Genomic DNA, 13,006 nt, shown 5'->3' with positions numbered 1-13,006 from the left:
GGACACCTCAATTCTTGCATACGACAAAAGTGTAACACGTTTTGTACGGAAATGGAGCGGCAAAACCGTTTTACTCTCAAAATCTTAAAAGAAAACCCCCGATAAAGGGGGCTTTTCTTCTACAACATTGTACGGGCTGGTTCGTTCCCCAGCATTTGTTCAATTTTGTTTTGATCATTCAGAACAGCCACTTTTGGCTCGTGGCTTGCCGCATCTTGATCAGACATCATTTTGTAGGAAATGATAATAACCTTATCTCCTACCTGCACAAGGCGTGCGGCTGCACCGTTTAAGCAGATGACGCCGCTTCCGCGTTCACCAGGAATAATATACGTTTCCAGACGCGCTCCATTATTATTATTCACAATTTGCACTTTTTCATTAGGAAGCATTCCCACTGCATCAATAAGATCTTCATCAATTGTAATGCTTCCCACATAGTTCAGATTTGCTTCCGTAACGGTTGCCCTGTGAAGCTTGCCGCTCATCATCGTACGATACATATTATATTCTCTCCATTTCTCGAATATCAATAATGATATTATCTATTAAACGCGCTTTTGAAAAAGCAACTGCAACAGCCAGAATGACCTTTCCTTCCATTTTGTCCGCAGGCTCGAGTTTCGGATAGGAATAAAGCTCCACATAGTCAATGGTGCCGCTTGTCGTTTCAATGATTTCTTTCGCAGCTTTTATCACCGCTTCAGGGTCTCTTTCGCCGGCTCTGATCAGCTCCGCACTTGTTTGAAGGGCCCGATACAGCTTAGGCGCTTCTTTTCTTTCCTCAGCAGTTAAGTACACATTGCGGGAGCTTTTGGCTAAGCCGTCTTCCTCTCTGACTGTATCGACAGCAACCAGTTCAATATCCATGAAGAAATCGCTGATTAAGCCATCAACAACCGCCACCTGCTGTGCATCCTTTAAACCGAAATAGGCGCGGGTCGGCTGCACAAGATTGAACAGCTTCGTCAGTACAATTGCAACACCGTCAAAATGTCCTTCTCTTGAGCGTCCGCATAAAACATCCGTTCGTCTTTCGACGTGAATCGTGACATTCTTTTCGCCAGGATACATATCATGGGCACTAGGCGTAAAAAGAATATCGACGCCTGCGTTATCTGCAAGGCCCGCATCCCGCTCAATATCGCGCGGATATGCCTCAAAATCTTCATTAGGACCGAATTGCGCAGGATTCACAAAAATACTCATAACGACGGCGTCATTTTCTTGTCTTGCTTTGTCTGCCAAGGTTAAATGCCCCTCATGCAGAAAGCCCATTGTCGGAACAAATCCGATTGACTTCCCCTCTGACTGGTATTGTCTTATGGCTTCTTTCAGCTGTGAAATATCTGTAATCTGTCTCATATTATTTTCCTCCGTACAAGCCGTCCAGCACTGTCTGATTCATTTGAAAGGAATGTTTTTGTTCAGGGAAAGCACGATGTCTTACATCCTGGACATATCCGCTGATTGCTGTTTCGATTGTTTCGTCAATTCGCGTATATTGCTTTACAAATTTAGGTGTTCTCTCTACACCGTGGCCGATAATATCATGATAAACGAGAACTTGTCCGTCCGCTTTCTCACCGGCACCGATTCCGATGACAGGTATGCTTAGCATCTCGGCAATTTTGGCTGTGAGTTCTGCAGGCACACATTCCAGCACAAGCATCATAGCTCCTGCTTCTTCGCATTTTATACTGTCTTCTATTAATTTTTTGGCGCTTTGTTCGTCTTTGCCCTGTACTTTATATCCACCCAATACACCGACTGACTGCGGTGTCAGGCCTAAGTGACTGACTACCGGAATGCCCCCAAGCGTCAATGCGCGAATGGATTCAAACACGCCTTCTCCGCCTTCAAGCTTCAGTGCGTCGGCTCCGCTTTCCTGAACGATAGCCGCTGCATTTTTCAGCGTATCCTCCTTGGACAGGTGATAAGACATAAACGGCATATCCGTTACGATAAATGTATTTGGCGCGCCCCTTTTAACGGCTTTTGTATGATGGATCATGTCCGCAACTGTCACGCCGACAGTTGAATCAAGTCCGAGGACGACCATTCCGAGTGAATCACCGACTAAAATCATGTCAACTCCCGCTTGTTCAGCAAGTTTAGCTGCCGGATAATCATAAGCGGTCAGCATCACAATCGGTTCTTCAGTCTGCTTCATTTTTAGAAAATCGAGTTTTGTTTTCATGTTTTCTCCTCCTCATGTTTAGAGGAGATGAGCTGCCGTTTTCTTATACAAGCCAAAAAACCTTCCGTTACACGAGAAGGATTCTTCACTTTCTAAAGTTCGGCGAGTTTCATCCCTCTGTCCCAGTCCTTTTTTGGATCAAGGCAGACTGCTGCAATGTCAATCTATTTTTATAATAGGTGCAGTTCGCAGGCGATACTGCCCAATGGAAGTATACCAAAATCAACGGGCTTGTACCAACACATTAACCTAATTCTATATCGGCAGAATAGATTTTTTTAATGCCTTCCTTCGTTTCTAAAAGAAGAACACCTTCATCATCTATACCTAACGCCTTCCCGTAAAATGTTCCATTTAATGTTCTGGCCCTCATATTAGAGCCGATTCCCAGCGCGTAGCTTTCCCATAAAAGCTTAATCGGCGTAAAACCGTGCGTCATATAATCCCGGTACCGTTTTTCAAAGGTAAGCAAGATATGCTGGATGACACCGGCCCGGTCAATTTTTTCTCCGGCGGCTTGGCTGAGGCTTGTCGCAATGTCCTTCAGGTCATCTGGAAAATCATCCGACTGCTGATTGACGTTAATGCCAATCCCGATGATGACCGAACGTACCCGGTCTTCCTCGGCCTGCATTTCTGTTAAGACGCCGACTGTTTTTTTTCCGTTAATCAAAATATCATTAGGCCATTTTATATCCGTTTGGATGCCTGCTGCCTCTTCTATTCCCTGCACAACAGCTACTGCAGCAAGTAATGTGAGCTGCGGTGTTTTTTGGAGCGGAATGTCAGGCCGTAAAATCAGGCTCATCCAAATACCGTTTCCCTCTTGGGAATGCCATACCCTTGACATTCGCCCCCTGCCGGCTGTTTGTTTATCAGCCACGACGAGAGTGCCCTCTGCTGCGTTATTATTTGCAAGCTCATGCGCCGTTTTTTGCGTGCTTGATAGAACGTCATGATAAATAAGGTGCTGGCCCATCACTTCCGTTTTCAGTCCGAAGCGAATTTCACTTTCACTGAGTTTCCCGGGCTTTTTGATGAGACGATATCCTTTTCTTCTAACAGCTTCTACTTCATAGCCCTCTTTCCGAAGCTCTTCAATATGCTTCCACACAGCAGTTCTGGAACAGCCGAGGGCGTCACTGATTTTTTGGCCGGAAATAAATTCATTTCCAGCCTGAGAAAATAATTCAATAAGATCTTTTCTTAATGTTGACCGCATGTCTTCAGCCACTCCTCTATGTGCTTCTTTTGATTGGAGAGCTTTCCCGTCAAAACAGCCTGCTCAATCCGCTTTAATTCTTCCGACACCCATTGTCCGGCAGGCCGGTTTCGCAGCGCAAGCAAATCCTTACCCGTGATATCAAGATCCTTAAGGCTTTTAATCGGCAGGCTTTGATAAGCGTTTTGGATGTCCTTCAATTTTTCTTTATCTAGTTTTTCGTTTTGCCGAAGCTGTGATATTCTGGCCGCTGAAAGAAGTGCTTTTTCCCCAGCCTTGTACATTGACATAGCGTCAAGGCTCTGGCCAAACGTATAGGCAATGTGAATGGCTTCCTTCATTACTTTTCCCGGAAGCTTCCATGCTTTCAGGAAAAGCGGCGCTTCTTTCAAATTTATTTCAAGATCAATTAAAAGCGCCGCCCAAAGCTCCTCACGGGATGTTAAAGAGTCAAACGAAAACTCACTCGCCGCAAGCAGGTTCTCTCGTTTATGATAAAAACCAGGCAGTTCTTCGTACAACCCCGTTTGAATGAGTGTTTGAAGCGCCTGGCGGGACGCTCTTCCCTTTAGCAGTTTCTCGAACTCTATTGTTTTTCGTTCAACTGAAACATGGGATAAGAGTGTTTTTTCCTTCGTAATCGCTTCTTCTGTTTCCAGTGAAAGCGTAAAGCCAAGCTGGCTCATAAAACGTACGGCTCTCAGCATGCGAAGCGCATCCTCTTGAAATCTGTCCTTGGGCCTTCCGACGGTTCGAATCAACTTCTGATCAATATCTTTCTTGCCGCCAAAATAATCAAGCACTTGACCTTCCGTTGTCATGGCCATCGCATTAATCGTCAAATCCCTGCGTTTCAAATCCTCTTCTAATGATGTGATAAAGTTCACTTCTGAAGGTCTTCTATAATCCTCATACTCTGATTCAGTCCGGAATGTCGTGACTTCATAGGTTTCATCTTCCCAGAGCACAATAATGGTCCCGTGCTCTTTTCCTACATCAACCGTCCGCTGAAACAGCCGTTCTACTTGATCCGGTGCCGCATCAGTCGCAATATCGACATCTCCGATCGTTCGTTTCATATAGCTGTCTCGAACTGCGCCTCCCACAAAATAAGCCTGGTGGCCCGCTTCAATTAAGGTGCGGAGCACGGGAAGCGCTTTGATAAAAACTTGTTCCATATGATCACTCCGGTTCTGCTAAATCGGCATAAATCTGTTCATACTGGCTGACAATTTTTTGTGAAGAAAATTCATTTTTTAGCATTTCCATTGCCGCCTTTGTAAAACCCTTGCTTAGCTGTTCATCTTCTAAAATACGCATCGCGCAGGCTGTTGCGGCTGCAACGTCGCCGACATCCACCAAAAATCCGCTCACACTGTTTTTAATAACCTCCGGGATACCGCCAGTGTTTGTTCCGATACAAGGCACTCCGCAAGCCATCGCTTCAAGCAGGACAAGTCCGAAGCTTTCTTTTTCGGACAGCAGCAGTTTCAGATCGCTAATAGAATAAAGCTCCTCAACACGGTCTTGATTTCCAAGCATTAAGACTTGGTTTTCCAATCCATATTTTCTGACAAGCTCACAGGCCGTCGACTTCTCCGGGCCGTCCCCGACTAAAAGCAGCTTGGCTTTCGTTTTGCCGGCGATATTCCGGAACACGCGGATGACATCCTGCACGCGTTTGACCTTTCTGAAGTTAGACACATGGATGACGACTTTTTCGTCTGGTAAAATACCATGTTTCTCTTTAATCGCCGCATTGTTTTTCTTCAAATACACGCGCTCATCTATAAAGTTATAAATCGTTTCGATTTTTTTCTCCGGTTTAATTAAATCGTACGTTTCAGCTGCAAGCGCTGAGGAGACAGCGGTCACCCTGTCTGATGCCTCAATGGCAAAACGGATAAGATCTTTTAGAGACGGGTCATAGCCCAGCACCGTAATATCCGTGCCGTGCAAAGTTGTCACAATGCCGATATTACGTTTCAGCATCTGCTTTGCTAGATAGGCGCAAACCGCATGCGGGAGAGCGTAGTGAGCATGTATAATGTCTAAATTCTCCCGTTCCGCCACCTCAGCAATTTTGCTTGCCAATGCCAAATCATACGGCGGATACTTAAAAACAGCATATTGATTAACCTCAACCTCATGAAAATGAATATTGGGGTGATATGTATTCAGTCTAAACGGGATGCTTGATGTGATAAAATGGATTTCATGTCCTTTTTCAGCAAGCTGCTTCCCCAGTTCTGTCGCAATGATACCTGAGCCTCCGACGCTCGGATAACATGTGATCCCTATTTTTAGTTTTTTCATTGTTCGCCCCCAAGCACATCATGATCGAGCAACAGCATCCGTTTGGAAAAGAAACCCTCGGCATACTCCACACCCGCTTCTTTACCGTAAAGCTTTTCTCTCGCTTCAACGATCTCGATATAGCCATTCGTCAGAGGAGTTGAAACTGAATCCTTTGACGGTATAAACTGGCTTTTGTAGGCATTAAGGCTTTGTTTCTTGGCCTCTATTGTATTCGATATATCAATGACAAAATCAGGCTGATGAAAACCATTTATCATATAGTAGTAAACCTTGCTTATTTTATGCGCGGGAAGGCTCTTTTCATCTTTATATTTATGGATTCCTGCGGAAAAGATTGCTTCTTCCACCAGTGCAGCGGCATTGCCGTGATCCGGATGGCGATCCTTTTTATATGGCATAAAAACTGCTTTTGGCCGGCAGGTTCTGATCACACTGACAATCGCCCGAATGGCCTGATCACTCATCATCAGGCCGCGGTCTGGAAGCGTCAGCTGCATTCTTTTTTCTGCGCCTAATATACGGGCTGCTTCAGCTGCTTCTTCTTTACGTAAACTGACCGTTCCGTTTGAAGAGAGTTCCGCTTCGGTCAAATCGCATATCATTACTTTTTTTCCTTGTTTGACAAACTTTGCGATTGTGCCGCCCATTCCGATCTCGACATCATCACTGTGGGCGCCAAAAGCAAGAACGTCAGCATTATACATTCGGCTCTTCTCCCCTAAGAAGATTGCGGAATTCGAAAACACCTTCATCAAGGGTGCGGACAAGAATCTCCGCGGTACCCATATTTGTGGCGAGCGGAATGGAATACACGTCACATAACCGGATTAATGCCGAGACATCCGGTTCATGCGGCTGCGCGGTCAGCGGGTCGCGCAAAAAAATGACAAGGTCGAGTACATTGGCTGCGATCAGTGCGCCGATTTGCTGGTCTCCCCCTAAAGGGCCGGATTGAAAACGTTCAATTTGAAGACCTGTCGCCTCTTGAATTTTCAACCCCGTTGTTCCGGTTGCGTATAGGTCGTGATGCCTTAAAATATTCCGATAGGCAGTCGTGAATTGAATCATATCCTGTTTTTTCTTGTCATGCGCGATCAAAGCAATTTTCATCATTTATCCCCCTGTCTAATCAATGATATTTTCTAATCCATACACAAGCTGGTCAATCTTCATGACTTGTTCGACTGACAGTTTAACACCTGACATGAAAGAAGCGCGGTTATAGGAATCGTGGCGGATCTGAAGCGTTTGGCCATCCATGCCGAACATGACTTCCTGATGTGCGATCAGCCCCGGAAGACGCACGCTGTGCAAGCGGATACCGTTTTGCTCCGCTCCTCTTGCTCCTGGGAGAATTTCTTTTTCATCGGGATGTCCTTGTTGTTTTTCTTTACGGACTTCTGAAATCATTTCCGCTGTTTTAAGTGCAGTTCCGCTCGGTGCGTCAAGCTTTTGGTCATGGTGAAGCTCAATAATTTCTACATCCTCAAAGTAGTTGGCAGCCATTTTCGAAAATTTCATCATCAGCACCGCACCAAGTGCAAAGTTTGGAGCGATGATGGCTCCGATTCCCTTCTCTTCTGTTAGAGACGTGAGCTCTTTTAAATCATCTTCTGAGAAACCGGTCGTTCCGACAACAGGACGAACTCCGTACTCTAATGCAATTTTTGTATGTATTTTCCCAATTTCAGGGGTTGTTAAATCAATTAAGACATCCGGCTGTGTTTCTGTAAAGCAGGCATGGATATCTGTGTAAATCAGAGCCTCTGACTCAACAGACATCACATCAGATAATTTTTGCCGGTCGTATGTATGGTCAATGGCCCCAACAAGGTCAAACTGAGGTGTTCGCTCCGCCAATTTCACAGCTTCCTGCCCCATTCTTCCACGCGGCCCTGCAATGACTACTTTAATTGTTTCGTTTGACATCATGATCTCCTCTACTTTCCTTCTTCTATTCTAGTCCAGCGATCTTTATCTCTCGTATTAAATTTATACATCACTCGGTCGTGGGCTTCCTCTAATGAAATATCAAGTGAGTTGGCTAAACAAACCAACACAAACAGCACGTCGCCCATTTCCTCTTCCATGCTTTTATCATCTTCAGTCGCTTTTTTTGGTTTTTCTCCATAACGATGATTGACTTCTCTGGCAAGCTCGCCCAGTTCTTCGGTCAGCCTTGCCATCATGGCAAGCGGGCTGAAATATCCTTCTTTAAATTGGCCAATGTAACGGTCTACCTCAGCCTGTATGTCTTTCATTGTTTTCTCACTCACTGCACGAAACCTCCTATCATCCTCTTACATGTTAGCTAATTCAGATACGTTTGACAAATGTTTAAGCACGTTTGCTGTTTTCTTTTTCATCCACTATAATATAAACGCTATCCAATGGAAGGAAAAGGGGTTTTGTGTGATGCTTGGAGAAATTAGATTAAAAAACATATTTTTCATTTTAATCGGAGCGGCAATTTTTTCATTCGGCTTGGTTCATTTCAATATGCAGAACAATCTGGCTGAGGGCGGTTTTACAGGTATTACACTTTTGCTTTATGCCCTTTTCCATATCAGCCCCTCTATCTCGAACCTGGTTTTGAACATCCCGATCTTTTTTATCGGCTGGCGTTTACTTGGCAGGACTATGTTTGTTTATACCCTTGTTGGCACTGTCGCCTTGTCTTTGTTCCTCAGCATCTTTCAGCGATATGAAATACATATGCCTCTTCAGCATGATTTAGCGCTCGCTGCTTTATTTGCCGGCGTGTTTATCGGAGCCGGATTAGGAATTATATTTAAGTTCGGTGGAACGACAGGCGGGGTTGATATTATCGCCCGTTTAGTCAATAAGTATTTTGGAATTCCGATGGGCAGAACGATGTTTGCTTTCGATGCCTGTGTCATCATTTTGTCTTTGCTTACTTATCTCTCCTATAAAGAAGCGATGTATACCCTGGTGGCTGTATTTGTAGCTGCAAAACTCATTGATTTTATTCAGGAAGGCGGCTACACTGCTAAAGGCGCTACGATCATCTCATCGAAAAACGACCGGATTCAGAAAAAGATTCTTGAAGAAATGGAACGAGGCGTCACCATTTTGAAAGGACAGGGTTCCTATACAAAAGAGGATATAGATGTCCTTTATTGTGTGGTGCCGAAAAACGAATTGGTGATGCTGAAAAGTGTGATTAACTCCGTTGATCCTCATGCCTTTGTGGCGGTAAGCGATGTCCACGATGTGCTCGGAGAAGGATTTACGCTTGATGAAAATAAAAATCCGCTTCCCCGCTGACATTTAATTATAAAAAGGCGGCTGCCGCCGCCTCAGATTGTTGACAAAATCCTAAAACGACTTTCGTTTTAGGATTTTGTCATCTTTTCAGCGTGATTGAAAACCTTTGAAGTCTAGGAAGGACGAGCATTGGAGCAGGCTTCCGCAGGATGCGGTGACAGCGGCGTCTGAGCAGGGCGCTCTAGCTTTTAGCCGCTGATCTTTTTTTACGCGAGCACCAACGCGCAGGACTGACAACGAATGCGAGGGTTTGCCGACACGCTGAGGCAGCTGCCGCCCCTCATGCTTATTTAGGGTAGTCCCGTTTTTTCAGCTTGTTTTTTTCCGCTTTGTATTTTCTGTAGCCGACATAGGTGAGAGCAGTAATAATGATACTGCCGGTTGTGATCATCACCCAGAGCAAAGACGGATCAGCATCATCCTCTTCCACCCTGTCAAATACGTTTTTCAGATCATGCTGAAGAAGGGATAGCCGTTCAAGCTTCGTGCTCTCGGTCATTTGCTGAAATTCCTCTTGCTCAATGACTTCTATATGTTTTCCGACTGTTTCAAGCTGATCCTCTGATACATCGATTGTAAGACTGGGATAAATCAAATCATATAAACTGATAAATTCATTCCATTTTTCATGAAAGCTCGTGCTTTCATTCTTTTGAACATCCTGCTTCAGTTCAGCAAAGGCTTCCATAATCGGTTTTTCCAGTGAGCCCCAAAGCGGAACGGATCGATTCTCAACCGCATCCACCAGCATTCTGAATTGCGCGGCTGCTCTGAGTTTTTGTATATCTGATGTATCAGTCTGCTTTAAGCTCCGTACCATATCGTTATAGCCCAGTGTGATTTGACGGATTTGGGCTCCGGTTAGCATGAGGTCTTGCTGTTTTTTTTCAGCGGATTTTAATGTTTTTTCAAAATAATCCAAGACTTGCAGCGCCTCTTCATATTTCGACTGGCGGGTCATTTGAAAGACTGTATCGGATAAATCATTCAATTCTTCGAGGCTTCCCCGCTCTGCAGCCTTGGCATTTCCATTATAAAAAATAAGAGCAATCAACAAACAGATCGTCAGCTTTCGTTTCATGCAGGTCCCTCCCACTCTCTCTCCTTACAGAATATGAAGAAAGGGACAAGGATAGACCAAGATTGTCTTTACATCAGGTCAAGCTTTGTTTGCTTTTTTGAAACCACTAAAAAGTAAGCCAGCCCGATTGAAAAGATGCTGAGCCAAAATGTTCCGTACCCTATATCTGTCATATAATCAGAAAGCATAGAGTATTGAGGCATCATGTCAAACAAGTAATCAATGACATCGTTATGCAGCGTCCAGACTGCAGCAATTGCAAGATGCCAAAAAGAAAAACGAAAATACGGACTGTACAATACGCCTTGGACCGCCATTGCAAAATGAGAGGCAATCAGCATATAGCCCTCCCACGGCAAGTCACCTGTTACAGCCAGCACAAGAAAATTCATAGCGACCGCCCATAGACCGTACTTTACGAGGGTGACTAGCGCAAGCGCCTCAAAGAGCGGAGCGTTCCGTTTCATGATAAAGGCGAGCAGCACAAACAGAAAGAAAAATGTTGCTGTCGGACTGTCCGGAACAAAAATCAGGAAACGGGCCGGTGTCTCCAGAAGCTGCGGCAAGTACCAATAGTACCCGTAAACCGTTCCCAGAAAATTAATGGCTAAGACAAGAATCAGCAGCGGACGCTGTCCTAATACATATTGAAACCATTTCACATCATATCAACTCTCAGTCTGTAAAAAATAAGGTGTCCATATAAAAAAGCTGACGCCGGGTCAGCTTTTGATATTCCAAGTATATCCGTCCATTACACCATTCACAATATGTTTATTTTGCGGTTGTTTCCGAAATGAATTTCGCAAGTTCTTCGAGCTGCTTATCATTCCCTTTAAACACACCCGCCGGCATTTGGCCTTTCCCTTCGACAGCGATTTTTTTGATTTCTTCTGGCTTCAGTCCAGTGTCCACTAATGAAGGCCCGGCCGCTCCCCCTTGAAGGTTATCCCCATGGCAAGAAATACAGCCCTGCTCCTTAAAAATCTTATATCCTTCCGCATTGGTGTCAATGTCGGCTTCTTTTGTGATTTTTCCCTGTTCTTCTGCCTTGGCCCAGTCGTGAGTCGCAACTGACTGCCACGTCAAAAATACAGCAGCGGAAATGGCCAGAAGCATCATACCGACAGCAACAGGACGCTTCCAAGGCCTTCTTTCCGTTCCTCTGTCAAGAAATGGTGCCAAAAGCAGGGCGCCAAAAGCGAGCCCCGGCATAATCATGGCGCCGACTACTGTAAAGCTCCCGGCGGCGTATTCATACTTCAACAGCTGGTATAAGAAAAGAAAATACCAATCCGGCAACGGAATATAACCAGTATCAGTCGGGTCCGCCATCCGCTCCAAAGGCGGCTGATGCACAATCGTCAAAACAAGAAAACCGATCAGAAAGACAGCGCCAACCATCCATTCCTTCAACAAGAAATTCGGCCAGAAAGCCTCTGTTTTCCCGGGATACTCCGAATAATCCTTCGGTATATTCGGCTTTTTTTCAGCCGGTATCCTTGAGTCGCCTACAAATTTCATCCCTTTGCCCCGGTGCATGTCATCCCCTCCCTTTTATTCGCAGATCAAGAGTTTAAAGCGGTCCTGAAATCCCCTGCTTTCGGATCATAATAAAATGTGCAGCCATCAGCCCGAACAATGCGGCAGGAAGAAAGAATACATGGATCGCAAAAAACCTAGTCAGCGTTTGGGCGCCTACAATATCCGGGTGCCCCGCAAGGAGTGTTTTGACTTGCGTCCCGATCAAAGGCGTGGCTTCAGCGATCTGCAGCCCGACTTTTGTTGCGAACAGAGCCTTCATGTCCCAAGGCAGCAAGTAGCCTGTAAAGCCAAGCCCGAGCATGACAAAAAAGATCAGCACACCGACAATCCAATTCAGCTCGCGCGGCTTTTTATACGCCCCTTGGAAAAAGACCCTCAGCGTATGTAAAAACATCATCACAATGACCAGGCTCGCACCCCAGTGGTGCATCCCCCTGACAATCTGGCCGAATGCCACTTCATTTTGCAAATAATATACCGATTCCCAGGCATTTTTAATATCAGGCACATAGTACATCGTTAAAAACATTCCAGATAACACTTGGATAACGGTTACAAAAAACGTCAGTCCCCCAAAGCAATACACAAACGCAGAGAAATGATGGGCGGGATTTACATGTTCCGGTACTTCGTGATCGGCAATATCCCTCCACATCGGTGTAATATCAAGCCGCTCATCTACCCAGTCATAAATTTTGTTCAGCATGTCACCCTTCCCCCTTAGGCTTTGCTTTTCCAAGATACAGGAAGCCGTCTTTTACTTCTTGCTCATAATGATCAAGAGGCGCTAGCGGCGGCGTGCCCGGGACATTGGTGCCGTCCTTTTCATAGAGTCCGTAATGGCATGGACAAAAGAATTTATTCGGATTTTTAGGATCACTATTCCAGTTCACCGTACATCCTAAATGTTTGCAAATTGGCGAAAGCGCTACAATTTCATCCCCGTTTTTGAAGACCCAGGCTGATCTTGACTCTTCTGACTCATACCAGGCATCGACTTGATTAATTTTGAAATCAAAACGCTGCGGTTCTTTTGTCAGCTCATCTACGCTGACAACCTGAACCATATCCTGCTTTCCTGTCGATTTTAATACCGGGTCGAGTGCAAAGCGAACCATAGGCATGAGCATACTAGCCGCCATAAAACCCCCTACGCCTGTAAGCGTATAATTTAAAAATTGACGTCTGGATATATCATGTTTTCCGCCCATCTTTTCTCCCCCCTCTAGGTCACCCCTGCAAACTGACTAAAATAGAAAATATTGCAATAACACTAGACACCCTCATAATATATGAATCTCTCAACAAGGTCAATATAGCCAAAATATTGTTCATCAGGAAAAGTAAGTGT

At 45.0% G+C, this 13,006-nt stretch carries 16 protein-coding genes; 1 reads left to right on the top strand and 15 read right to left on the bottom strand.

The window, feature by feature from the left end:
• Positions 1–119 precede the first annotated feature (119 nt).
• From panD to ACMX2I_RS09815, 10 genes are all read right to left on the bottom strand, one after another.
• Positions 120–503, bottom strand: a complete 384-nt coding sequence (gene panD, locus ACMX2I_RS09860; protein WP_087990512.1) for an aspartate 1-decarboxylase — start codon at positions 501–503, stop codon at positions 120–122.
• 1 nt (position 504) lies between these two features.
• Complete coding sequence (panC, locus tag ACMX2I_RS09855; protein WP_333561923.1) at positions 505–1,365, bottom strand: pantoate--beta-alanine ligase; 861 nt, start codon at positions 1,363–1,365, stop codon at positions 505–507.
• 1 nt (position 1,366) lies between these two features.
• Positions 1,367–2,200, bottom strand: coding sequence for a 3-methyl-2-oxobutanoate hydroxymethyltransferase (gene panB, locus ACMX2I_RS09850; RefSeq protein WP_414956801.1), 834 nt, complete (start codon positions 2,198–2,200; stop codon positions 1,367–1,369).
• A 244-nt stretch (positions 2,201–2,444) separates the two neighbouring features.
• Entirely contained in the window at positions 2,445–3,422 is a 978-nt protein-coding gene (locus ACMX2I_RS09845; protein WP_414956800.1) for a biotin--[acetyl-CoA-carboxylase] ligase, read from the bottom strand.
• A complete protein-coding gene (locus ACMX2I_RS09840; protein WP_414956799.1) occupies positions 3,407–4,600 on the bottom strand; it encodes a CCA tRNA nucleotidyltransferase in 1,194 nt (397 codons plus the stop codon). Before ACMX2I_RS09840 ends, ACMX2I_RS09845 begins: the two co-directional genes overlap by 16 nt.
• 4 nt (positions 4,601–4,604) lie before the next feature.
• Complete coding sequence (gene bshA, locus ACMX2I_RS09835) at positions 4,605–5,738, bottom strand: N-acetyl-alpha-D-glucosaminyl L-malate synthase BshA (protein WP_289347591.1); 1,134 nt, start codon at positions 5,736–5,738, stop codon at positions 4,605–4,607.
• Positions 5,735–6,445 (bottom strand): bacillithiol biosynthesis deacetylase BshB1, encoded by a 711-nt coding sequence (gene bshB1, locus ACMX2I_RS09830; RefSeq protein WP_087990518.1) that lies wholly within the window; start codon positions 6,443–6,445, stop codon positions 5,735–5,737. The genes bshA and bshB1 overlap by 4 nt, the downstream gene beginning before the upstream one ends.
• Complete coding sequence (mgsA, locus tag ACMX2I_RS09825) at positions 6,438–6,851, bottom strand: methylglyoxal synthase (RefSeq protein WP_414956798.1); 414 nt, start codon at positions 6,849–6,851, stop codon at positions 6,438–6,440. The genes bshB1 and mgsA overlap by 8 nt, the downstream gene beginning before the upstream one ends.
• Before the next feature lie 15 nt (positions 6,852–6,866).
• Positions 6,867–7,670, bottom strand: coding sequence for a 4-hydroxy-tetrahydrodipicolinate reductase (gene dapB / locus ACMX2I_RS09820; protein WP_148961492.1), 804 nt, complete (start codon positions 7,668–7,670; stop codon positions 6,867–6,869).
• Positions 7,671–7,681: 11 nt separating this feature from the next.
• Complete coding sequence (locus tag ACMX2I_RS09815) at positions 7,682–8,017, bottom strand: nucleotide pyrophosphohydrolase (RefSeq protein WP_039074303.1); 336 nt, start codon at positions 8,015–8,017, stop codon at positions 7,682–7,684.
• A 139-nt stretch (positions 8,018–8,156) separates the two neighbouring features.
• On the opposite strand from ACMX2I_RS09815, the gene ACMX2I_RS09810 reads away from it, so the two are divergent.
• Positions 8,157–9,029: a YitT family protein gene (locus ACMX2I_RS09810; RefSeq protein WP_087990521.1), complete on the top strand. Its 873-nt coding sequence runs from the start codon at positions 8,157–8,159 to the stop codon at positions 9,027–9,029.
• A 286-nt stretch (positions 9,030–9,315) separates the two neighbouring features.
• Here the strand turns inward: ACMX2I_RS09810 and ypjB are convergent, their stop codons facing one another.
• The 5 genes from ypjB to ACMX2I_RS09785 all read right to left on the bottom strand — a co-directional run bounded on the left by ypjB (position 9,316) and on the right by ACMX2I_RS09785 (position 12,866).
• Complete coding sequence (ypjB, locus tag ACMX2I_RS09805; RefSeq protein WP_087990522.1) at positions 9,316–10,110, bottom strand: sporulation protein YpjB; 795 nt, start codon at positions 10,108–10,110, stop codon at positions 9,316–9,318.
• 68 nt (positions 10,111–10,178) lie between these two features.
• Positions 10,179–10,772, bottom strand: coding sequence for a DUF1405 domain-containing protein (locus ACMX2I_RS09800; protein WP_414956797.1), 594 nt, complete (start codon positions 10,770–10,772; stop codon positions 10,179–10,181).
• A 112-nt stretch (positions 10,773–10,884) separates the two neighbouring features.
• A complete protein-coding gene (locus tag ACMX2I_RS09795; RefSeq protein WP_087990523.1) occupies positions 10,885–11,652 on the bottom strand; it encodes a menaquinol-cytochrome c reductase cytochrome b/c subunit in 768 nt (255 codons plus the stop codon).
• Positions 11,653–11,686: 34 nt separating this feature from the next.
• Positions 11,687–12,361 (bottom strand): menaquinol-cytochrome c reductase cytochrome b subunit, encoded by a 675-nt coding sequence (gene qcrB, locus ACMX2I_RS09790; RefSeq protein WP_003225560.1) that lies wholly within the window; start codon positions 12,359–12,361, stop codon positions 11,687–11,689.
• 1 nt (position 12,362) lies between these two features.
• A complete protein-coding gene (locus ACMX2I_RS09785; RefSeq protein ID WP_003230627.1) occupies positions 12,363–12,866 on the bottom strand; it encodes a ubiquinol-cytochrome c reductase iron-sulfur subunit in 504 nt (167 codons plus the stop codon).
• Positions 12,867–13,006: the final 140 nt, after the last annotated feature.

The organism is Bacillus sp. SW14 (assembly GCF_047608225.1).
Lineage (GTDB): Bacteria > Bacillota > Bacilli > Bacillales > Bacillaceae > Bacillus > Bacillus subtilis_G.
This window is presented reverse-complemented; position numbering and strand designations above follow the sequence as displayed.

What these genes read in the sequence shown, in the direction of transcription:
- panD (WP_087990512.1), bottom strand. Translation starts at nt 503, where the DNA reads ATGTATCGTACGATGATGAGCGGCAAGCTTCACAGGGCAACCGTTACG.
- panC (WP_333561923.1), bottom strand. Translation starts at nt 1,365, where the DNA reads ATGAGACAGATTACAGATATTTCACAGCTGAAAGAAGCCATAAGACAA.
- panB (WP_414956801.1), bottom strand. Translation starts at nt 2,200, where the DNA reads ATGAAAACAAAACTCGATTTTCTAAAAATGAAGCAGACTGAAGAACCG.
- ACMX2I_RS09845 (WP_414956800.1), bottom strand. Translation starts at nt 3,422, where the DNA reads ATGCGGTCAACATTAAGAAAAGATCTTATTGAATTATTTTCTCAGGCT.
- ACMX2I_RS09840 (WP_414956799.1), bottom strand. Translation starts at nt 4,600, where the DNA reads ATGGAACAAGTTTTTATCAAAGCGCTTCCCGTGCTCCGCACCTTAATT.
- bshA (WP_289347591.1), bottom strand. Translation starts at nt 5,738, where the DNA reads ATGAAAAAACTAAAAATAGGGATCACATGTTATCCGAGCGTCGGAGGC.
- bshB1 (WP_087990518.1), bottom strand. Translation starts at nt 6,445, where the DNA reads ATGTATAATGCTGACGTTCTTGCTTTTGGCGCCCACAGTGATGATGTC.
- mgsA (WP_414956798.1), bottom strand. Translation starts at nt 6,851, where the DNA reads ATGAAAATTGCTTTGATCGCGCATGACAAGAAAAAACAGGATATGATT.
- dapB (WP_148961492.1), bottom strand. Translation starts at nt 7,670, where the DNA reads ATGTCAAACGAAACAATTAAAGTAGTCATTGCAGGGCCGCGTGGAAGA.
- ACMX2I_RS09810 (WP_087990521.1), top strand. Translation starts at nt 8,157, where the DNA reads ATGCTTGGAGAAATTAGATTAAAAAACATATTTTTCATTTTAATCGGA.
- ypjB (WP_087990522.1), bottom strand. Translation starts at nt 10,110, where the DNA reads ATGAAACGAAAGCTGACGATCTGTTTGTTGATTGCTCTTATTTTTTAT.
- ACMX2I_RS09795 (WP_087990523.1), bottom strand. Translation starts at nt 11,652, where the DNA reads ATGCACCGGGGCAAAGGGATGAAATTTGTAGGCGACTCAAGGATACCG.
- qcrB (WP_003225560.1), bottom strand. Translation starts at nt 12,361, where the DNA reads ATGCTGAACAAAATTTATGACTGGGTAGATGAGCGGCTTGATATTACA.
- ACMX2I_RS09785 (WP_003230627.1), bottom strand. Translation starts at nt 12,866, where the DNA reads ATGGGCGGAAAACATGATATATCCAGACGTCAATTTTTAAATTATACG.